General features: G+C 44.6%; 29 protein-coding genes and 1 tRNA gene. 8 read left to right on the forward strand and 22 right to left on the reverse strand.

The features are described from left to right. Positions 1–210 precede the first annotated feature (210 nt). The gene (locus tag AADZ70_RS07515; RefSeq protein WP_016938972.1) at positions 211–540 is read left to right on the forward strand and encodes a DUF3889 domain-containing protein; all 330 of its coding nucleotides are present in this window, start codon (positions 211–213) and stop codon (positions 538–540) included. A gap of 39 nt (positions 541–579) precedes the next feature. Here AADZ70_RS07515 and AADZ70_RS07520 read toward each other — a convergent pair whose 3' ends face one another. The 9 genes from AADZ70_RS07520 to AADZ70_RS07560 form a co-directional block, all read right to left on the reverse strand. Further along, positions 580–759, reverse strand: coding sequence for a YqzE family protein (locus AADZ70_RS07520; RefSeq protein WP_016938971.1), 180 nt, complete (start codon positions 757–759; stop codon positions 580–582). A 56-nt stretch (positions 760–815) separates the two neighbouring features. After that, positions 816–1,193 carry a competence type IV pilus minor pilin ComGG gene (gene comGG / locus AADZ70_RS07525; protein WP_342007946.1) on the reverse strand — a complete coding sequence of 126 codons (378 nt, stop codon included), beginning with the start codon at positions 1,191–1,193 and terminating at the stop codon, positions 816–818. Further along, positions 1,194–1,691 (reverse strand): competence type IV pilus minor pilin ComGF, encoded by a 498-nt coding sequence (gene comGF, locus AADZ70_RS07530; protein WP_342007947.1) that lies wholly within the window; start codon positions 1,689–1,691, stop codon positions 1,194–1,196. Further along, positions 1,603–1,917: a competence type IV pilus minor pilin ComGE gene (gene comGE / locus AADZ70_RS07535; protein WP_045926718.1), complete on the reverse strand. Its 315-nt coding sequence runs from the start codon at positions 1,915–1,917 to the stop codon at positions 1,603–1,605. Before comGE ends, comGF begins: the two co-directional genes overlap by 89 nt. Beyond that, positions 1,901–2,338, reverse strand: coding sequence for a competence type IV pilus minor pilin ComGD (comGD, locus tag AADZ70_RS07540; RefSeq protein WP_045926719.1), 438 nt, complete (start codon positions 2,336–2,338; stop codon positions 1,901–1,903). The genes comGE and comGD overlap by 17 nt, the downstream gene beginning before the upstream one ends. Then, positions 2,328–2,594, reverse strand: a complete 267-nt coding sequence (gene comGC, locus AADZ70_RS07545; protein WP_045926801.1) for a competence type IV pilus major pilin ComGC — start codon at positions 2,592–2,594, stop codon at positions 2,328–2,330. The genes comGD and comGC overlap by 11 nt, the downstream gene beginning before the upstream one ends. A gap of 46 nt (positions 2,595–2,640) precedes the next feature. Then, positions 2,641–3,678: a competence type IV pilus assembly protein ComGB gene (gene comGB / locus AADZ70_RS07550; RefSeq protein ID WP_342007948.1), complete on the reverse strand. Its 1,038-nt coding sequence runs from the start codon at positions 3,676–3,678 to the stop codon at positions 2,641–2,643. Further along, complete coding sequence (comGA, locus tag AADZ70_RS07555) at positions 3,665–4,735, reverse strand: competence type IV pilus ATPase ComGA (RefSeq protein ID WP_045926720.1); 1,071 nt, start codon at positions 4,733–4,735, stop codon at positions 3,665–3,667. The genes comGB and comGA overlap by 14 nt, the downstream gene beginning before the upstream one ends. 192 nt (positions 4,736–4,927) lie before the next feature. Further along, positions 4,928–5,878, reverse strand: a complete 951-nt coding sequence (locus tag AADZ70_RS07560; protein WP_049627017.1) for a magnesium transporter CorA family protein — start codon at positions 5,876–5,878, stop codon at positions 4,928–4,930. Between the two features lie 147 nt (positions 5,879–6,025). On the opposite strand from AADZ70_RS07560, the gene AADZ70_RS07565 reads away from it, so the two are divergent. Beyond that, on the forward strand, positions 6,026–7,327 hold the full coding sequence (locus tag AADZ70_RS07565) for a hemolysin family protein (protein WP_188154561.1): 1,302 nt from the start codon (positions 6,026–6,028) through the stop codon (positions 7,325–7,327). A gap of 37 nt (positions 7,328–7,364) precedes the next feature. Here the strand turns inward: AADZ70_RS07565 and AADZ70_RS07570 are convergent, their stop codons facing one another. After that, positions 7,365–8,195 (reverse strand): STAS domain-containing protein, encoded by an 831-nt coding sequence (locus AADZ70_RS07570; RefSeq protein ID WP_188154562.1) that lies wholly within the window; start codon positions 8,193–8,195, stop codon positions 7,365–7,367. Between the two features lie 73 nt (positions 8,196–8,268). Between AADZ70_RS07570 and AADZ70_RS07575 the strand changes: the two genes are divergently transcribed. Then, positions 8,269–8,339 (forward strand) — tRNA-Gln (locus AADZ70_RS07575). Positions 8,340–8,403: 64 nt separating this feature from the next. Here AADZ70_RS07575 and AADZ70_RS07580 read toward each other — a convergent pair. After that, positions 8,404–8,784, reverse strand: coding sequence for a Spx/MgsR family RNA polymerase-binding regulatory protein (locus tag AADZ70_RS07580; protein WP_016938960.1), 381 nt, complete (start codon positions 8,782–8,784; stop codon positions 8,404–8,406). Between the two features lie 236 nt (positions 8,785–9,020). Here AADZ70_RS07580 and AADZ70_RS07585 point away from each other — a divergent pair, with 236 nt between their 5' ends. Further along, a complete protein-coding gene (locus AADZ70_RS07585; protein WP_003153078.1) occupies positions 9,021–9,266 on the forward strand; it encodes a DUF2626 domain-containing protein in 246 nt (81 codons plus the stop codon). A gap of 39 nt (positions 9,267–9,305) precedes the next feature. On the opposite strand, the gene AADZ70_RS07590 is transcribed toward AADZ70_RS07585, so the two are convergent. Continuing rightward, complete coding sequence (locus AADZ70_RS07590; protein ID WP_016938959.1) at positions 9,306–9,944, reverse strand: MBL fold metallo-hydrolase; 639 nt, start codon at positions 9,942–9,944, stop codon at positions 9,306–9,308. Between the two features lie 154 nt (positions 9,945–10,098). On the opposite strand from AADZ70_RS07590, the gene AADZ70_RS07595 reads away from it, so the two are divergent. Further along, a complete protein-coding gene (locus AADZ70_RS07595; protein WP_003153076.1) occupies positions 10,099–10,272 on the forward strand; it encodes a DUF2759 domain-containing protein in 174 nt (57 codons plus the stop codon). Positions 10,273–10,305: 33 nt separating this feature from the next. Here AADZ70_RS07595 and AADZ70_RS07600 read toward each other — a convergent pair whose 3' ends face one another. The 5 genes from AADZ70_RS07600 to AADZ70_RS07620 all read right to left on the reverse strand — a co-directional run bounded on the left by AADZ70_RS07600 (position 10,306) and on the right by AADZ70_RS07620 (position 14,147). Then, entirely contained in the window at positions 10,306–10,620 is a 315-nt protein-coding gene (locus tag AADZ70_RS07600; RefSeq protein WP_045926724.1) for an MTH1187 family thiamine-binding protein, read from the reverse strand. Between the two features lie 5 nt (positions 10,621–10,625). Continuing rightward, positions 10,626–11,663 (reverse strand): hypothetical protein, encoded by a 1,038-nt coding sequence (locus AADZ70_RS07605; RefSeq protein WP_342007949.1) that lies wholly within the window; start codon positions 11,661–11,663, stop codon positions 10,626–10,628. A gap of 72 nt (positions 11,664–11,735) precedes the next feature. Then, a complete protein-coding gene (locus AADZ70_RS07610; protein ID WP_342007950.1) occupies positions 11,736–12,860 on the reverse strand; it encodes a M14 family metallocarboxypeptidase in 1,125 nt (374 codons plus the stop codon). An 81-nt stretch (positions 12,861–12,941) separates the two neighbouring features. Continuing rightward, positions 12,942–13,904 (reverse strand): glucose kinase GlcK, encoded by a 963-nt coding sequence (glcK, locus tag AADZ70_RS07615; protein WP_016938955.1) that lies wholly within the window; start codon positions 13,902–13,904, stop codon positions 12,942–12,944. Positions 13,905–13,922: 18 nt separating this feature from the next. Then, entirely contained in the window at positions 13,923–14,147 is a 225-nt protein-coding gene (locus AADZ70_RS07620) for a YqgQ family protein (RefSeq protein WP_016938954.1), read from the reverse strand. A gap of 196 nt (positions 14,148–14,343) precedes the next feature. Here AADZ70_RS07620 and nhaC point away from each other — a divergent pair, with 196 nt between their 5' ends. Continuing rightward, on the forward strand, positions 14,344–15,708 hold the full coding sequence (gene nhaC / locus AADZ70_RS07625) for a Na+/H+ antiporter NhaC (protein ID WP_342007951.1): 1,365 nt from the start codon (positions 14,344–14,346) through the stop codon (positions 15,706–15,708). 75 nt (positions 15,709–15,783) lie between these two features. Here nhaC and AADZ70_RS07630 read toward each other — a convergent pair whose 3' ends face one another. From AADZ70_RS07630 to rpmG, 3 genes are all read right to left on the reverse strand, one after another. Further along, positions 15,784–15,957 (reverse strand): hypothetical protein, encoded by a 174-nt coding sequence (locus tag AADZ70_RS07630; RefSeq protein WP_016938952.1) that lies wholly within the window; start codon positions 15,955–15,957, stop codon positions 15,784–15,786. Between the two features lie 62 nt (positions 15,958–16,019). Further along, a complete protein-coding gene (locus AADZ70_RS07635; protein ID WP_342007952.1) occupies positions 16,020–16,574 on the reverse strand; it encodes a 5-formyltetrahydrofolate cyclo-ligase in 555 nt (184 codons plus the stop codon). Between the two features lie 78 nt (positions 16,575–16,652). After that, positions 16,653–16,802 (reverse strand): 50S ribosomal protein L33, encoded by a 150-nt coding sequence (rpmG, locus tag AADZ70_RS07640; protein ID WP_003153056.1) that lies wholly within the window; start codon positions 16,800–16,802, stop codon positions 16,653–16,655. Between the two features lie 347 nt (positions 16,803–17,149). Here rpmG and AADZ70_RS07645 point away from each other — a divergent pair, with 347 nt between their 5' ends. Next, positions 17,150–17,503, forward strand: coding sequence for a hypothetical protein (locus AADZ70_RS07645; protein ID WP_016938950.1), 354 nt, complete (start codon positions 17,150–17,152; stop codon positions 17,501–17,503). After that, positions 17,500–17,964, forward strand: coding sequence for an endolytic transglycosylase MltG (locus AADZ70_RS07650; protein ID WP_016938949.1), 465 nt, complete (start codon positions 17,500–17,502; stop codon positions 17,962–17,964). Before AADZ70_RS07645 ends, AADZ70_RS07650 begins: the two co-directional genes overlap by 4 nt. A gap of 96 nt (positions 17,965–18,060) precedes the next feature. On the opposite strand, the gene pstB (AADZ70_RS07655) is transcribed toward AADZ70_RS07650, so the two are convergent. Continuing rightward, complete coding sequence (gene pstB / locus AADZ70_RS07655; RefSeq protein ID WP_188154565.1) at positions 18,061–18,843, reverse strand: phosphate ABC transporter ATP-binding protein PstB; 783 nt, start codon at positions 18,841–18,843, stop codon at positions 18,061–18,063. Between the two features lie 11 nt (positions 18,844–18,854). Beyond that, the gene (pstB, locus tag AADZ70_RS07660) at positions 18,855–19,661 is read right to left on the reverse strand and encodes a phosphate ABC transporter ATP-binding protein PstB (RefSeq protein ID WP_342007953.1); all 807 of its coding nucleotides are present in this window, start codon (positions 19,659–19,661) and stop codon (positions 18,855–18,857) included. Between the last annotated feature and the right edge of the window lie 15 nt (positions 19,662–19,676).

Consider the following 19,676-nt stretch of genomic DNA (forward strand, 5'->3'; position numbering starts at 1 on the left):
AAAGAACTGCACAAACAAAGTATAATCAAGGTTTATCGTCTTGAAAAATGTCAAAAACGGTCAAATTGTTCGTTTTTAAGAATATAATCTTTTAAAAACATCGTTTTGCTCCAAATTACACACCTTTTTGGAATTTTTTCTAATAAAATGTGAGAAAATAATGAAGTGTTCAGAACAAATTGGAAATCATATACAGCGAAAGGACGAAGAATGATGATCAAACAAAGTCTGATTTGCCTTTCTCTTCTTGTTTTCGGGGTTTCAGGAATGGATCAGGCGGAAGCGGCGCCTTACTATGCTGTTCACCATAAATCAAAATGGGAAAAAATCGCGGAAAAAGAAGCTAAAAAAAGATATCCGCTCGCTCAAACGTTATTTATTCAAAAGGTGTGGGACCGTAAAAGAACAGATGAAGCGGTAAAACAATACCACCTGACATTGCGGGAAGGCGCTAAAGAATTTGGTGTGTTTGTTACGATTTCTTTTAATCCCTACAGCCAAAAAGTAAATAAAATTGCCGTCATTGAGGAATACCAATAAAGGCCCTCCTGTATCAGGAGGACCTTCGTGTGTTACACTTTATTTTTTCCGCTGCATCCACAGCTTAAAACCATACGGCAATATTCCGAACCAGTGCTGGGAAGCCGGCACTTTCTTTTCTTTCCGCACTTCTTTTCGCTCTTTCCGTTCCTGTTTCGGCGTATCGAAATATTTAACGAATTGCTCAGTCATATATTTTACATAATCGTTTGTTTTCACGGCTCTCACCTCATATTGCTGTCTTTACTATGAAGTGTTGTCCCGCCGCCTCTTTTTTATACTTCTGTCCATTGAATCAGCTGTTTCTTCTTCTGATTGAACAAAAGGTGAACCTCCCGTCTCGTCCCTGACGCTGTTTCCGCCTGAATTGTAACCTGAACCGCTTCCGGGTTATCGCTTTCGGTGATCTGAAAGGAAACGGTTCCGTACGGAAAACGATGTGTATCGGTTCGGTCCTTTTGTCCCTGTATCACATGACGGCTTGACAGCAGCGCGCCGTTTTGAAGCAGGTTCTCACCGATCCAGTACTCCCCGACCTCTTTTGCAAAGGTTTTTCGGGTGATGAAATCAGTTGAAGTATAGCTGATGACAAGTAAAACCGCGGCAGAAACAAACAGAACCGCTGGATATATAAACCCGTCAGATTTGTACATTTAATCACCTTTTAAAGAGCTGTAAACCGGAATGGCTGCCTGATTCTTTTTACCTGTATCGCTTGAGATCTCTAATAAAAGCAGGCCGTTTTTCACACCAGCCGTTAAAGATGCCGCATGATGCAGGATCGGCACGTGGCCTTTTCCGTTCACTCTTTTCCTTATCATCATATGGTAGATTTCAAAACGCACTTCTTCGCCTCCTGCTTTCCGGCAGCTTAATGCCCGTCCGCCGTCCGCCGGCTTTACAGTCTCTGCCTGTTTACATTCATTCATAATCTGCTGAACGGCAATATGATACTCCCGGCTGTCTATTCCGCCGTTATCGCTTTGGCCTGATAAAAACAAATGTAAAATCGGGCTCAGGGTGCTTGATAAGAAGAGACAGACTGCCAAGGAAAACAAAACATTAAGAAGCGTAAAGCCAGTCTGTTTTGAGAATGCTGAGACACATTTCTTTTTCGCCGCGGACAGCCGCACAGACTTTGTAATAATCACCTTCCTCCTTCCACGTCACACCGGGAGACGGCTGCTTTTTTCCGGACATCATATAAGCGCTGATGCGTTCCTGGAGAAGCTGGCGCGCTTTTTGGCGTTCCTCTGTTTTCAGATTATCCGTCAGCATGTCCGTCCAGACCGGAACGATAGAAATCATAAGAAACAGCCAAATGGCCATTGCTGATAGTGTTTCAATAGTAGAGAACCCTTTATTTCCGTTCTGCATGGACATTTCCGCTCCCTAGGTAAACTGTTATTTCATAAGTGACCCCTGCGTGCTTCAATTGAATCTTTCCGCCGGAATTCGGATGGCCTTTTTCATTAAATTCAAGGCTCTCCGGCAAGGTCATAAGTGTAATATGAAGCGAATCAAATGAACGCTCGACAGCCTTTCCGGCTGACTGGAATTTGTATTTATGCTCTTTTGGGAGAAAAATGATTTTTGTTCTTTTATGCTCTGCGACAGCCGTTTCCTGTACAAGCTGAATATCTTTTTGGAGCTGTTCCGTTTTTTGCCGAACGGCCAGATGGGTATAAACCGGCGGAAGTGCCGTGAACAAGACCGTCAGCAGAACGGACGCCAGGCTTAACACAATCAGGCTTTCAAGAAGGGTGAATCCGCTTTCTGTCAGCCTGTTATTGTTCAACTGTAACTTCCCCGCCGCTAATTAAGATCTGTTTTCCATTCGGACAGGCTGTATTCTTTTTGATATATCCCTCTGACTGTAAGTCTTTCATATCCGGCATTTTTCCTTCATGGTCGATTTCGTACGCCGTCACTTGGGCTTTCACCATATTCTGCAGTCCTTCACAGCCTTTATGCTGTATGCTTTGATTATGTTTTGTAACGTTAGGAATCGTTATTAAAAGCAGAATTGAAACGATAAATAACACGATCAGCATTTCAATTAAAGTAAATCCATCTTGATTTTTCAGACGAAGCACTCCCTTACATTTGGTTCATCATCTGGTACATCGGCATCATCATTGACATATAGACAATCAGAATCATACCGGCCACAACGCCGTAAATGACAGGCTGGAGAATGCCTGTATACTTCTCCGCGTTTTGTTCAAGGCGCTCCATCATAAACTGACTGTACGTATAAAGCTCGCGATGAAGCCTGCCGTTTGCCTGTCCGTGGCTGACTGCGGCCGCTAGATCTTTTTCATAACACGGATGCCCGGAAAGAGCGGATTCTATTGTCTCACCTGCTTTCAAACGTGTAATGAGCATATCCGCTTCTTCACGATAAAAAGGCAGAAAAGATTGTTCCTTAAAAGCCGTTAAGCTGTCATAGATAGAAAGACCGGATTTCAGAAGACTGCTGAGCTGTAAAGAGAAAAAGTAGCTGTTAAAAAGAACGGCTGCTTTTCCTATTAAGGGGATTTTCACAACAATAAGCATTTTGTCTTGGGGGGATTTTTTCTTACATAAAAACCAAACGAACAAAAACAAGCTGAGAGCGGCTGACAGCACCAGTGCGCAAGCTTCGTGAAAATGCTGAAAAAATGAAAAAATGAAACTGACGCAACCGGAAGTATTCATATTCATTGATTGATAAATCCCTGAAAATTGCGGGATGATCATACTTTGAAGAATATAAAACATGACACAGACGGAGCAGATTAAAAACATCGGATACCGGAGCATTTTTTTGACTTGATTCATCTGCATGAGCTTTCTCTGTAACAATTCGCCGCTTTGTTTCATCGCCCCGGGCAATTCTCCGTGTTTTTCCGCGAAATAGCAGATAGAGACGGCTTCTTTATGAAAAGACAATGCCTCAAGCACTTCGTAAAACGCATCGCCTTCCCTAAGCCGGCGGATTCCGTCCGTCAGCTCTGCAAGCTGGCGTTTATGAAGCTGGAGTTTCAGCAGTCTGAGCCCTTCGATCAGACTGTACCCTTTTTCGGTCATTTCACCGAGCCTTTTCAAAAAAGCCGCTTGATCCTTCAACGGCCAGGTTCTTTTAATCCGCTTCATGATACACCCACCGATCGTAGTTGTCAGTCGTGACATAGCCGAGCGCGATTCCTTTTCGGATCAGCCTGCGGAGCGTCTGATATTGAAAATTGGCGTGCTCTCCTTTTGCTTCCTGAAAGCATTGGGTGAGATTTTTCCCGTAAAGCAGTTCATAGATTCCCGCACGGCGCGTCTGCCTGTACAGCCGGCAGTACACGGAACAGTTTTCCGCTTTGCAAAACGGACACGTTAAATCAACCAGACGCTGAGCGGCAATGGCAATAACGGTTTGTTCAATTTCCGTCATGTTCACCCCAAACTCCAGCAGCCTGTATATAGCGCCCTTAGCATCTCTTGTATGCAAGCTTGAAAGAACAAGATGCCCCGTCATAGCCGCGCGGACTGCGATTTCAGCCGTCTCGGCATCCCTGATTTCCCCTAAGATGATCATATCGGGGTCATGTCTTAAAATCGCTTTTAAACCGGCGGAGTATGTGACTCCGGCTTTTTCATTCACCTGAACTTGTAAAACATCTTCATCTCTCGTTTCTACGGGATCTTCAAGCGTGACAATCCGCCGGTTAAAATGACGTTTTGCATAATTGACAAGCGAGTAGAGAGTGGTCGTTTTTCCAGATCCGGTCGGACCGGTAAAAAGAATCAGGCCGTGGGAATGCTTCAGAAAGGACAAGAGTGCGGCGCCTGCCCCCGGGAATAAGGACAGTTTATCCAGAGGGGGAATCTGCCGCTTAGGCAAAAGCCTGATGACAAGACTTTCATCATTCATTGTCGGTAAGGTTGACATCCTTAAATGAACGGTTTCAGATGGAAGCGGCAGAGACAATGATCCGTTTTGCGGCTTTCGTCTTTCTCCTATATCCATCGCCGATAAAAACTTAAAATGAGAAATAAGCCTTACGCATTCCTCTTTTTTTAAAACTCTTTTTTTCACAAGAGCATGACCAATGCGAAAATGAATGAAAGCATCCCTTTCACGCGGCACGATGTGTATATCTGAAGCTCTTGCCGTATAGGCCTCGTTTATAATGTTCCTGCTGTATGTTTCTATATTCTCCATAAGATTTCCCTCCTTCCGACACGTATTGTAAATCAAATAGACAAGAGCCGGCAAAAGAGAAATAATATTTTTTACACAGTGTAAAACGTAAAAAGATCAAAAATCAGCTGCATGATATTGATTTACTGAATGAAATCCGGAACCATTCAGTCATTTTCGGCCGCCAAAAAAGCAGGCATGTGCCTGCTCTTCTTAGCGTTTCTTCTCTTTCCGCAAATATTTCTTTTGATTCTCCCGCAGAATATCCCCTGTCCAGCCCTTCTGCCGCAGATAAATGTAAATCAGCAGGGTGGATACGATAATAAGCACGATGGAACAAATATATGAATATTTCCAATGAAGCTCCGGCATATTATCAAAGTTCATCCCCCAGAGAGCGCCAAGCGCCGTCATCGGTGTAAAGAGAGTTGTAAAGATCGTCAATGCTTTTACAATTTCATTTCCTCTTTGAGAGGTAATGACCTCCTCGGCATGCAGCAGATTGCTCAGCTCCTGATCGAACTCATTGATATATGTAATCCCTCTTTCCATCTTTTGATGAGCCCTGAGGTAATCTTTCTGCCTGTCATTTTTCGGAAGAAACGCTTCTTTTAAAGCCATTTCCACTTTTTTAGCCCCCAGTATCAGGCCTTTCCAAATGAACAGCTCATGGCGCAGCTTATGCACGTTTTCCAAGATTCCTTTGCTGTTGTCATCATGAATCTGCCATTTGAGCGTCCGCTGCTTGACTTCAAATTCATCCAGTCCGATCAGATAGGAATTCATCAGCTCTCCCAGCAGAACAAAAAAGCCTTCAATCGGATTTTCACAGGTTTGAATCTGCTGTGTGGCATGCTTTTCTTTTACACCGCGCAGCAGCGAAAAATCAAAATTAATCGTAAAAAAGAAGTCTCTCGTAATATAAAAGTGAAATACGGTATGGTTTTTTTCATCATCTAATCCTTGATGATAGATTAAAGATCCGAAAACTGCTTCATTATTTTGATCATTTGTATCTGCACGCAGAAAGTTTATATGATTTTCATGTTCAAACCACTTTTCGCATTGCGGCCAGTGATTGTGGTGGATCATTTTTTTTGCTTCCGCTTTTTCATGCGGACCGAGCTGGTACCAAAACCAGTCCGTCCCCGAATGTATCTTCATCTCTTGTCAGCCTCCAGTTTCGCTTTCTTGTTTTTAATTACCGTAAATGAAGCAGGCTAAACCAGGTTTGATGTTTGAGCAGCTTTCCAGAGTGGTATTATTCCGAAAAAAGGGAGGTGCAAGCCTTCCTTCGCGGAAGGCGTTACATTGTATATCATCAAACTGACTGCCATCGTATTATTTATTTTATTAACGGCGTGTTTTGTCGCCATAGAGTTTTCAATCGTTAAAGCAAGGCGCTCCCGCATCAATCAGCTCATTCAGGATGGTGTGAAAGGGGCAAAAGCAGCCAAGCATGTCATTACACACCTTGATGAATATTTATCGGCATGCCAATTGGGCATCACCGTCACCGCTTTGGGAATCGGCTGGCTTGGTGAACCGACAGTCAAAGCAATGCTTCAGCCGTTATTTTTAAAAACCGGAGTTCACGAAGCGGTTGCCCAAGTACTGTCATTGATCATCGCCTTTCTGCTGGTTACATATGTGAATGTCGTCATCGGCGAACTCGCCCCGAAAAGTTTTGCTATCCAAAAAGCCGAGCGGATTACACTTTTGTCTGCCAGACCAATCATTTTGTTTTATAAGTTAATGTTTCCGTTCATCTGGCTGCTTAACCATTCCGCCCGCCTGATTACAGCCCTGTTCGGCTTGAAGCCGGCTTCAGAACATGAAATGGCTTATACGGAAGAAGAATTGCGGGTGCTGCTTGCCGAAAGCTACCGAAGCGGCATGATTAAAAAAAGCGAGCTGCATTACGTAAATAACATTTTCACATTTGATAAGCGCACTGCGAAAGAAATCATGGTGCCCCGGAATGAAATGGTGAGCCTGCCGTTAGACAGCGGATCAGGACATATGCTCCGCGACATTATCAAAACAAATAAATATACCCGGTATCCTGTCGTAAAGGGAGATAAAGATCATGTTGTCGGCATCATCAATATAAAAGAAGTTTTATTCAGATTCCTGTCTGAAGGGGCATCGTTTACTAAACACGAGCTCAGCCCTTACATTCAGCCGGCCATCCACGTGATTGAGACGATCCCGATTTATCAATTGTTCGTTAAAATGCAGCGGGAACACGCCCATATGGCCATTCTCATTGATGAGTACGGCGGAACCGCGGGATTAGTAACCGTGGAAGACATCATTGAAGAGATCGTCGGCGAGATCCGGGACGAATTTGATACGGATGAGACACCTTCCGTTCAAAAGCTTGGAGACAGCCGTTATCTTCTGAACGCCAAATTGCTGATCAGTGACGTCAATGACGTACTCGGAACTGAGATTACGGCCGATCAAGTCGATACACTCGGGGGCTGGTTCCTTACTCAGCATATTGATGCAAAACCCGGAAGCACCATTGATTTTGAAGGGTACACATTTACAGTAAAAGAAATCGACAGCCATCATATCATTACGATTGAAGCTGACAAAGCTGAATAGCTGAGGGGGGAATCCCTCTCGGCCATTCAGCTTTATATCATCTTAATGATTCTTTTACGACAAAACCGTTTTTTGCCAGCGCCTTCGCCAGACTCTGCTCTGTTTTCACCTGAGAAAAGTCGATGCCGAGCTTCACGACGGTTTGCGCGATTTCCGGCCGAATGCCTGAGATTGTCGTTTCTATGCCAAGAAGTTTTGTGCTGTCAATCACTTTAAAAATTTGATAAGCGACCATCGTATCCACAATCGGCACACCTGATATATCTAGAAATAAATAAGAAAGCCGGAGCGAAGAACATTGGTCAAGCACCGATTCCAAAATCATTTTTGCCCGGTAAGTGTCAATTTCGCCGACAAGCGGCAAAATTCCAATACCGTCGGCAATCGGCATAATCGGCGCACTTAGTTCGTTAATCATTTCTTTTTGGGCGTTTAATTGCGTTATCGTCACTTTATGATATTCCTCTGTAAATACTTCAATCATATGGTCAATTGCTTGGTTCAGCTTCTCTCCCCATGTAAATACCGCATTTGTATCAGGCTTTTCAGACATCGTTTCACTGCATGTCTGTATGCGGTTCCAGACCAATCTCCGGAACTCCTTAAAGCTTGCGACGCTTTCATAGACCGGGACTTCATGCACGGCCCTGTCTCTTGCGAACTGCAGCGCCCACTTTGTCAGCTCCTCTTCTTCGCCGTCTTTCCCCGATAAAATGCCGGCAACGATTTCAATTAACAGGCGGTGCTGCGTTTCCGCTTTCCGCTCATCTGAAGGCCGCCCCGGTTCGTGGATGAGCAGCCATTCACGTATGATTTCGCCTGATTCTTCCATTAATACTTGAGATAATACTTCATTTAAATGTTTCACGGGTTTCCTCCATTCAAATCTGACTTGTATGTATAAACCGGCGCCGGATGCACATACTGTAATTAGCATTCGATGGGCTATAGCCAAGCGGTAAGGCAATGGACTTTGACTCCGTGATCGTTGGTTCGAATCCAGCTAGCCCAGTCCTGGAACCGCAAAAAACGAAGATTAGCTGATAATGTTTGATCAGCGGATCTTCGTTTTTTTCTTATGATACAGATTGATGTACCGTTTTTTTCTTCGTCAGCTTCATCAATTCTCCTGGATTATATCCGACAACAAGCTTTTTGCGATCGATCAGGATCGGACGCCGCAGCAGCTTCGGCTTTTCAATCAAAAGCTTCAGCACTTCATTTACAGTCATTTCTTCAATGTTCAGGTTGAGGTTTTTAAATGTTTGGCTCCTCGTCGCTAATATTTCATCAATTCCTTCGGTTGTTAAGGATAAGATTTGCTTCAATTCATCAATTGACGGTGTCTCCCTGAATAGGTGGCGCTCTTGAAAGTCAATATTGTGGGCTTTTAACCAATGTTTCGTTTTTCGGCATGATGTGCAGCTCGGGTATGAATAAAAAATAAGATCTTTCATTTTTAAAAATTCCTCCCTCGGATTATCCGTCTCTTTGTTAACATAAGTACCCTGAACTTTTTTTCGCTAAACGTATTTCAAAAAGATTTTTCGGATCTTTTTTAGAGAACGGCATAAGATATAAAACACAGGGAAAGACATAAATTCCACAATAAATATAATCATGAAAATGTTTACATTTTAACTGCCGATCTATTATAATAAACTTCAGATAGACTCTCGGGAGGGGATAAGGAATGAATCGCATGTTCCGGGTGTTAGGATTTTGGACGGGGATTTTTGCAGTCATGTTTTTTTTAGGCGGCATGAAAGACGCATCTCTTTTGTTTTTTGGACAGACGATCTTTTTTGTATTTCTTTCTTATTTGAATCTGACTGAGCGGATGTATATTTATATTTTCGGAGCGTACTTAACCGTATTTTTCGCCGGATTTACATATTACTCTATTTTTATTATGACACCGGGCGGCGGAACCCACTGACTGAAAAAGACAGACCGATTACGGTCTGTCTTTTTTCGTTTACAATGAAAATCCATTAATAAACGGATTTCGCTCCTGCTCTGTCTGGATGTCCGTTTCCGCGCCATGACCGCTTAACACAAGTGTATGTCCGGGAAGCGTGAGCAGTTTTTGATGGATGGAATCAAGCAATACGTCCTGATTTCCTCCATGTAAATCCGTCCGGCCGATGCCTCCCTGAAAGAGCACATCGCCTGAAATCACCAAATCAGCGTCCTTCACATAATAAGAAACGCTTCCAGGTGAATGTCCCGGCGTAAACAGCGTCTCCAAATGGAAAGGGCCGATGTCCAATATGCCGTCGCCTTCAATCAGCCGATCGGCGGGCCGTGCCGTGACAGCGATGCCGCGCAATATGCCTGATCCGTTTAAGGAAGAGTCCTCCAGCCACTTTTCTTCATTTTTGTGAAGATATACGGGAACATCCCATCTGTCTCTTACCTCGTCAAGCGCGCCGATATGGTCAAAATGGGCGTGCGTCAGCAAGATCGCAAGCGGCTTCAAATTGTTTTCTTTTATGTAATTGTTGAGTTTGTCCGCTTCCCCGCCCGGATCGAAAATTAGACAAGATTGATCCTCGCTGACGAGAAAATAGGCGTTTGCCTGAATCGGACCGGCCGGCATTCGTCTCCATTTCACTTTTATCACCTCTTTATGTATATGCCCTTATTATGAAGGTTTTCTGCCGAAGATTCAATGAATGCGGCTGGGAAAACACTATCGACAAACAAAATGAAAACGGTTAAAATAAAATGGAAAGATTTTCAGGTTCCAATGACAAAGGGGGAGCATGATGTTACTTGTTGTAATCTTCGGCCTTGTCGCATTATTAGCTGTGTTAGGAGTCCTGCGGGCTGTCAGACAGAGAAATATCCTGGGATTTTTGTTAGCCGCCGCCACACTGGGCGTGTTCGGCTGGTTTACCGTAATGACCGTTGTTACAAGCGGATATCCGACTGCACATTAAAAGCCTGTATCCATTAGGATACAGGCTTATTTTTTATTGCTGCAAATGTTTGCTGACACTTTTGATTTTGCTCTCCAGCGTCGTTTCTTTATCACGCCTGTCATCAATGCGGATATTGGTCGCCACTCTGTGCAGCCCTTTTTGGAACGGGGCTTCGTGGATCTCCTGAATGACCGCGAACAAGTCGCTCAGCTCCCCTTCAATCAAAGTGTTCATCGGTGTGAGCTGAAATTTGATTTTGCCGGCTGCTTTGTAGCCTTCCAAAATCTTTTGCACATCCGCTACATACTCACTGACGCTCGGTGTTTTTGTTCCGATCGGAATAATTGTCACATCTGCGATTGCCATTTGATTCAAACTCCTTTTTCATTTGTTATGATTGGTTCTGTCAGTCCTGTTTTCAGTGAAATCAGACGATCATACGTAAAGCCGTATAAAGCGTATTCCCCGTTCGGAGAGATCTGAATCGGTTCCATTTCCGTATTGTTAAGCACCGTCCGCTCCCGTTTGTCCCCCAAGTCAAAGCTGATCAGCCTGTATAACCGGCCCTCCGGCTTAAACGTGTAAAACCGCTTGTGGATCTGATCGTAATCATATTCCATCGGCGCAAAGCTCTCATACTTTTTTTGAAGAGGAAAGCGGTGTGTCACGGATGCCGGCTTTTGGAAAAGGAACTCGCCGTCGCCGTCCGGTTTATCCGTTTGTCTGACGGCAAGCGTCATACCCGGGCGGGAATCTGCCCAGATGACATGTTGTAGCACTCTTTTTTCTTTTGCCGTCTCCAGATCATAAGAATATAAAGGGCCCTCTTCCTCCGTTTTTCCTTGCTTAATATATTGAAATTCATCAGAGGACGTCCAATGGACAAAAGGGGCCTGAACGGGACTCATTTTTAAAATGCCGCGTTTCATATCGGCTGTATAGGTTGTGAAGTCCCATGTTTCAGAAAAAACGGTAATCATCATTTGGTACGGATCATATGGATTCCAAGCCGTCTCCAGCTCATAAGAGTTAAAGGCTTTGTGATAAAGCCTTTTCCCCTGCTTGTTCATGAGCACAAGCTCAGTCTGTCCGCTGTTTGTCACCTGAACGAGAATCAGCTTTTTTTTCAGGCTGATCTTTACATTGACAATATGGCCCTTTGTTTCGTAGAGCCGTTCGGATTTTCCGCTGAAAAGGTCATATTTCATCAGCTGATTATGTGCTGTATACAGAATGGTCCTGTTATCCAGCCATCCTTCCGTTTTCTCCGCTTCATTTTTACTGAGCGGAACGATTTTTTGTTCTGCTGCTTTTGCTGAGACGTCTGTGTCAGGCTGCTGATGAGATGGTTCACAGGCCGCTAAACACAGAACGAACGCGGACAGCAGAACACAACACAAGTATCTCACCAGCCTTCCCTCCATTCTTTTCTATTGTCCCATATTTGTTAATATAAACAAATGAGAAATTTCACAGATGTCTCAAAAAACAAGCGCCCTCCACAATATTCCTTCCGTCGCTTGATAAATATCCGAAAACTGATGAAAAGGCAAAGGATTTTTCCCCTTCCCGAGCTCAACGGTATAGCCCTCTTTTCCGTATTGCTGTATAAACCAATCCCTGAAACCGGCATGGCTGTCAATGGTTTTTACACCTTGATAGCGGTTTCCGCTTATCGCTTCGAACTCCCGGATGACCTCACATGATTGCTCCGGTTCACATCCTTCGTACCCCCAATAAATCTCTTCTCCCTGTGTATGAAGCGCGATCAGCCTGTCAGGCGGCTGCTCCGTTATCAGCCGGTGCATCGCCTGCGCCTCCGGTTCAGTGAGCGGCGCCGTGCCCGGAAAATCACGGTACGAGGGAGCCTTCGGTTTGCGCCTCTGTTCAATCTCCCAATTCGATGGGAAATGTTTATTTAAATCAACGCCGTTTATATTCGCCTTCCATTCGCGGAAATCCGGACGGTGCTCATTTAATTCATTGAGAAATTCATTTTTTTCTGATAAATCTTCACATCCGTAAAGTACGAGATCCACACCGTCAGGATTTACGAGCGGAACGAATGATAAGGATGTCCAGCTGAATATATCAATAGCGGAATGTCCGAAAACCGTTTTATTTTCGCATAATGCCGCGCAATATTCTTTGCACCATTTAATCGCAACTGACGTGGTAATCCATTCATTGGCATGAAAAGAGGCGTTTACATGCACGTTTCTCTCGGCCGTATCTGCGCCTATTCTCAGCTCATAGAGCGGTTTTCCCAAAACGGAACTGCCGATTTTACGGCACATGACAAACGGAAAGACCTCCGTTATTTTCTCAATTTCTTCATAAACCGATTGAGAGCCGTACACCTTTTCTTCCTTCACCCATTGATCAGCGGAAAGAACGCTCTTACATTGCCGGATGTATTGCGAAAGCCCGCTAAGCGTTTCTATCGGACATTCTGGCTGACCGCTCACGAGGAAGCCGGGACAAAATAATTCATCGCTTTCCGCCGTTTTATTGGCGTCTTCCAGCAGTTTTTTATCAATTGAAAGCACCTGTGCAACATCTTTCATATGCCGTTTTATTTCAGGTTTGACACGAATTCCCGCCATGTTCATCCCCCTTTTTTAAAACTATATGACAGGGGAGATAAAAAAAGAAAGCCGCCCGCTATATGGGCAGGCAGACTTTCTCTAGCAGTTTTGATATTTAAGCCATTCATTTTTGGCAATCCACGCTCCGCCGATGACTCCGGCGTCATTTCCCAGTGCCGCAATCGAAATATCGGCTGCTTCCGCAGAACGCGGGAACGCGGTGATTTTGAAGGTCTCTTCCACTTTTGACCGCAGTATTTCGCCTGCTTTAGACACGCCTCCGCCGAGCACGATTTTCGTCGGGTTCATGGCGCTTGCCAGATTTCCGAGCACGAGGCCTAAATGTTTTGCGACATAATCAACGACCTCAAGCGCAGTTTTGTCCTGCTGTTTTGCCGCATCGAACACGTCACGTGCCGTCAGATCACGCACCTGCAAGAGCGAAGAGTCGGAAACCGACGCAAGTTTTTCTTTTGCGATGCGGACGATGCCGGTTGCGGACGCAATCGTTTCGATACAGCCGGATTTTCCGCAGTTGCACGGAGCTCCCCCTTCCGGAATACTGCAAATATGACCGATTTCTCCGCCGGCCCCGTTTTTACCGTGAACAATTTCGCCGTTGACGATGATGCCTCCGCCGACACCGGTTCCGAGCGTCACTAAAATGACATCTTTGGCTCCGTCACCTGCGCCTTTCCACATTTCTCCGAGCGCCGCGATATTGGCATCGTTTTCAATAACGGCCGGAATACCCGTTTCCGCCTCCAGATGGTCTTTCAAAGGATAGTTTTTCCACCCCATGTTAGTCGTCTCATAAACCATCCCTGTCGCTATTTCCACGGGTCCGGGCGCTCCCATGCCGATCCATTTCAAGATTCGTTTCGGCTTGTTCAATTCTTCCAGCTTCTGGTCAAGCGCTTTTGCAATCGTGACCGTTATAGTGTTTCCTGTCTTATCGGTCGGAACCTCCCATTTATGCTGGATTTCACCGTACATATTGATAAAGGCCAGCTTGATAGTTGTTCCGCCAAGATCAATCCCCGCAAACCATGTCTCTTCCATAATGATCTCCTTTTCTTATTAAATCCTGCTGTTGTCTCTTCTTTTGATCCTCTCAGATTCCTGCTGTAGAACTCCGGAGGCCTTCAGCCATAAGTCTCTTTCAATCACGTTTGACAAGTACATTTCCTTTAATTCATCTTTCATAAAGTCAATTTCAGCTTGTCTGTCACCGAAATACACGATATGTCCGAATGACTTAAACAGCTGCTGTACGTCATAAAATGAATTCATCTTCTTCACCATTTCTTTTCTTCTCAGTATAAGCGTATTTCATCTCTAAAGCAGGCGTCAAGCAAAAAACAATTGGATAAAATTAACTTGTGTCTTTTTGTAAAATCTATATTCATAATTGTAAAAAAACACTCATTTATGCGTTTTTCTGTTACAATACTTTCGTGCCCAAAAGCACAAAAGGATTAAAGTTTGATGGGGTGTTGTTTTGAAACAAGAAAAAAGGCTGACGTTCATTTCAGCCATCGGTTTATTTGTTTTAATGTTAGCAGTCATTATTTCCTGCCTGTTTTTCTTTCATACGGAGCCGCATATGCCGCTGTTTTTTTGTGTCATTATTCTGTCTCTGGCAGGTTTGCGGCTCGGTTTCTCGTGGGGCAGTCTTGAAAAAGGAATTGTCAGCGGATTGAAAAACGGTGTACAGCCGATTATCGTGCTGGCTTTGATCGGTATGCTGATCGGCGCTTGGATGTACAGCGGGGCTATTCCCTCCGTCACTGTTTACGCTTTATCAATAATACAGCCGAGTCAGCTGCTATTGACCGCATTATTTTCATGCATGATCATCAGCACACTTGTCGGCTCAAGTCTGACAACTGTCAGTACAATCGGCGTCGCGCTGTTAGGGGTGGCAAGCGCGGCGGGAGTTCCGCTCGAATGGACGGCGGGAGCAGTCATTTGCGGGGCCTGTTTCGGTGATAAAATGTCACCGATGTCCGACACGACGAATTTTGCCGCCGGTATCGGCGAAATTCCGATTTTTAAGCATATCCGCCATATGATGGGCACGACCGTTCCGGCACTTTTGATCACAATCGTTCTTTTTTATATTCTCGGTTCATCCGTTTCAATAAATGCCGCTTCAACACAAAATATTGAGGCGGTCATTTCCGGAATTAAAGATGCCGTGCACGTTACGCCTTGGTCGCTTCTTTCACCTCTTTTGGTGATCATTTTGGCGGTCAGACGGGTTTCCGTTATTCCGGTGCTTACCGCCGGTATTATTTCTGCAGGGCTTCTGACTGCCGTTTTTATTCCCGATAGCAGCATTCAAGGATTTATATCCGCCCTGCAAAGCGGCACGGCTTTTAAAACCGGCGACCAGGCTGTAGCCAGCATTATCAACAGAGGAGGACTCCAATCCATGATGGGATCAGTATCTCTGATTATGATCGCCTTTGCGCTTGGCGGCCTGATGGAAAAAACAGGCCTGATCGCAGCGCTGCTTCAAGGATTGATAAAAGGCGTGCATACGAAAGGACGTCTTGTCATGGCGACCGTCTTCTCAAGCATTGGAGTAAACCTTGCGACAGGCGAGCAATACTTGTCGATCTTAATTCCGGGTCAGTCTTATAAACCTTTATATGACAGGCTCAGCATTAAGCGGCTTCACCTTGCACGATCGATTGAGGACGGCGGAACATTGATCAATCCGCTGATTCCTTGGGGAGTAAGCGGCGCTTTCATGGCAAGCGCATTAGGGGTTTCTGTCATCGATTACCTGCCGTTTACCTTTTTCCTGTACATTTCACCGATCATTTCAATCCTTCTCGGTTTCCTGAAAAAAAACTGATATTACGAGAAAAACCTGCCGTCATTACAGGCAGGTTTTTTTCATGCAAAAAATCCCGCTGAAAACGGGATTTGTTTAAAAGGCCTGCTGAATGAACTTATTTCTGATAAACGGTATTTTTAAAAAGAGATGAATAAACGACCGTCTGATCCCCGGCTGGCTGAGAACGGTGTTCATCAGACGGTAGCGGTTTTGGTAAACGGCAAAAACAGAGACGGCGCATAATGAGTAGATCAACAATTTTTTCATTTTATCCCTCCTGCCCCTATCGTTTGTCAAACAGCGAGAATTATTCGGATGCAAGAAGTTTTTTATGCGATGGTTTCAGATTCAGTCACGATCATATCGACCGGAATATCGTGGGGCATGCGGGGAATGCGGTCTGTCAGCTGGCAGTCGAAGAGAAGCGACACGGTACGGCCTTCATAACCGGTCAGAAACCGATCATAATATCCGCCGCCGTATCCGATTCTGAAGCCTTCCCGGTCAAAAGCCACACCGGGTACAATAACAAGATCAATGTCTTTTTGAGCCGCTTTTTCAGTCAGGCTTTCGATCGGTTCACTGAGACCGGCATATACGGTTTCAAGCTGATCATCAGCAGAAAATGTACGGAATTCCATCGCTCCCGTCTGGGGGAAGCATTTCGGGATACAGACTTGTTTTCCCTCTTTCCAAGCCTGTTCAATAATCGGCCGTGTCGGAATTTCCAAGCGTTTCGAGATGGTGATGGCAATCATGCGGGCTTGTTTCCATTCTTTTAAAGAAAACAGCGTTTTGTACATGCTGCGGCTTTTTGCCTCCCATTCACTTTCTGTTATGCCGGAAAGCTTTGCTTTTATATCGGTTCTGATTTGTGCTTTCACGTTTCTCAAACCTCCCTGAAAGACAAAAAAGCCAGAACTTTATTGAAAGCTCCAGCTTTTTTCGCCGTTTAAAACAGCTTATTTTGTTTCACGGTGTAACGTAGATTTTTTATCACGTGGGCAATATTTTTTAAATTCAACGCGGTCCGGATTGTTGCGTTTGTTCTTTTTAGAAATATAGTTACGCTCACCACATTCAGTGCAAGCCAAAGTAATATTAACGCGCATTATTTTCCCTCCAAACTAAATATCATTTACTTATTCAGACTTATACATAATACCACTATAATGCACGGAATGCTAGAGCTGATTTACATGAAATGTTGTTTAAGTGCAGAAAACATCAGTTTATGTTTCTGATCCTCTGAATGACCTTGCGCAAGACGCATACAAAAAATGACGAAACAGGACAAAAAAGGGCTTTCATATGCGAAATCTATAGAGAAATATCCGTTTGCCCCCCGAATAAAAAAGATTTTCCGACAAAATTCTGTTTTTTTCTCTATTTCCTTTAGAATGGCGGCGTTTTATGGTATAAAAAAGAAGGGCAAATTAATAATAGAAGGTGATGAAACGTGGAAATTGCTATTATTGCGTTGTTTATCGTCAGTATAGCGCTTATTGCATTCTCATATTCTCAAAGAGATCCGATGAAAGACGTGGAACAGGAGCTTGAAACGCTTCAGCTTTCCGCCATGCAGGAAATTTACAAGTTAAAAAAGAAAATGACGGTGCTTGAAGAAGAATTGCTGGAAACCAACCTCGTCATCCGCAAAACCAAAAGCAGCGGCATTAACCAAAAAATCGCCAAACAAATCATTTCAAAATATAACAACGGAATGTCTGCCGAAGCCATCGCAAAAGCGGAACACGTGTCTGTCGAGGATGTCAATACCATTATTAAAGATAATGAGAAGGTGCTCGTATGACAAAACGGGGCATTCAGGCTTTTGCAGCAGGCATGATTTTAGCGACGGCCGTCCTCGCCGCTGTCTTCTATTTGACTGACCATGACCAGGCAGCTGCCGTTAAAACTGAAAAAACAGCATTGACAGAAAAAGAAGTAAACAGCTACCTCGACTCTCAGCAAAAAGTCTCCGTCAAACGGGATGACTATCAAAAACTGCTTGACGCTAAGGAAAAATCGTTAAACAACGATCAAAACACGGACGCCAAAAAGAAAAAGGTCACATACAAACTTACGATCAAAGACGGAATGAGCACGGCTGATGTGTCATCCATCCTTGAAAAAGAAGGAATTATTCCTTCAGCGAAGGACTTTAATGATTACGTCATCGACGCAGGCTACCACAAAGAAATCCGCGCCGGCCATTTCAAAGTCGACTCAGATATGAGCTTCAAAAAAATCGTCAAAACATTAACCCGCTAAAAAAGCTTGCAGGCATCGTCCATTCATGGATACGGCCGGCAGGCTTTTTTAATAGGCCATATAAAACGGGCCCGGTCAATGGCCGGGCCCGTTTTTTCATCCGAATTTTCCGGTGATATAATCATGTGTTTTTTGATGATCCGGCTTGGAAAAGATTTTGCCCGTATCGCCGCGCTCTACAAGTTCACCCATATAGAAAAACGCGGTTTGATCAGAAACTCTCGCAGCCTGCTGCATGTTGTGCGTCACAATGACAATGGTATACTTCTCTTTTAAGGCCAGAATCAGCTCTTCTATTTTCCGGGTGGACACGGGATCAAGAGCAGACGTCGGTTCATCCATCAATAGGACATCCGGTTTTGTGGCGAGCGCCCTTGCGATGCACAGCCGCTGCTGCTGTCCGCCTGACAGGGAAAGCGCCTGCTGATGGAGACGATCCTTCACTTCATCCCAGAGCGCTGCTGCCTTTAATGATTCTTCGGCGATTTCATGCAGTTTCTTTTTATTTTTTTCGCCATGTATTCTCGGTCCGTACACGACATTTTCAAATATGGACTGCGGAAACGGATTGCCTTTTTGAAACACCATACCGATCTGCTTTCTTAATTCTGCCGCATCCGTCTTTTCCTTCAGCAGATTGCGCCCGTTATAAATCATATCGCCTGTCACTTTGACATTCGGAGCCATTTGCAGCATTAAGTTTAATGTTTTAATAAACGTGGATTTCCCGCAGCCGGACGGACCGATGATGGCAGTTACCTTCCGCTCCTCAAACCCGATCGTAATATTTTTCAAGGCCTGATGAGCTCCATACCATACGTTCATGCCTTGAATATCAAATAGATTCTGTGTGTGCACCGCTTCTTTTACAACGCTCACGGTCCTTCCCCCTATCCGAACTTTCCGTTAATATAGTCATCCGTCTTTTTCTCTTTAGGACTAGTAAAAATCTGTTCTGTCTGTCCGTACTCCACCACTTCTCCGTTTAAAAAGAAAGCCGTGCGGTCAGACACCCTCAGCGCCTGCTGCATGTTATGCGTAACGATAACAATCGAATAATCTTTTTTCAGTTCTGTCAAAAGCGTCTCGATTCTGGCGTTTGAGATGGGATCCAGAGCTGAGGCCGGTTCATCTAAAAGAAGTACGGCAGGTTTCATCACAAGCGTCCGGGCGATGCAAAGGCGCTGCTGCTGGCCGCCTGATAATGAAAGAGCCGATGAATGAAGACGGTCTTTGACTTCATCCCAAAGCGCAGCTTTCGTTAAGCTTTCCTCTACCGCTTCGTCCAAAACGGCTTTTCTTCGTTCACCCGCATACTTCAGCGCATGTGTGATGTTATTGTAAATGGATTTGGGGAACGGATTCGGTTTTTGAAACACCATACCGATCTCCCGTCTGAGAGACACGACATTAATCTCTTCCCCCAAAATATTCAGTCCTTCATAAAGGATTTCCCCCTCGCTTCTTGCAGAAGGGATGGCATCGTTCATTCTGTTAATCTGCCTCAGAAATGTTGATTTTCCGCAGCCGGACGGGCCGATCAGAGCCGTCACCGCATGTTTTTCAATATCCATATTCACACGCTTAACCGCTTGTTTGTCTCCGTAGTAAATGGACAAATGATTCACTTCCAAAATCGACGGCCCCGGCGAGCGCTCTGTCTGTTCCGCTTGTTCCCTGACGATGTGATCAATCATATGTTTTCGCCTCTT

It is taken from the genome of Bacillus sp. YBsi01, from assembly GCF_038406745.1.
Classification (GTDB): domain Bacteria; phylum Bacillota; class Bacilli; order Bacillales; family Bacillaceae; genus Bacillus; species Bacillus siamensis.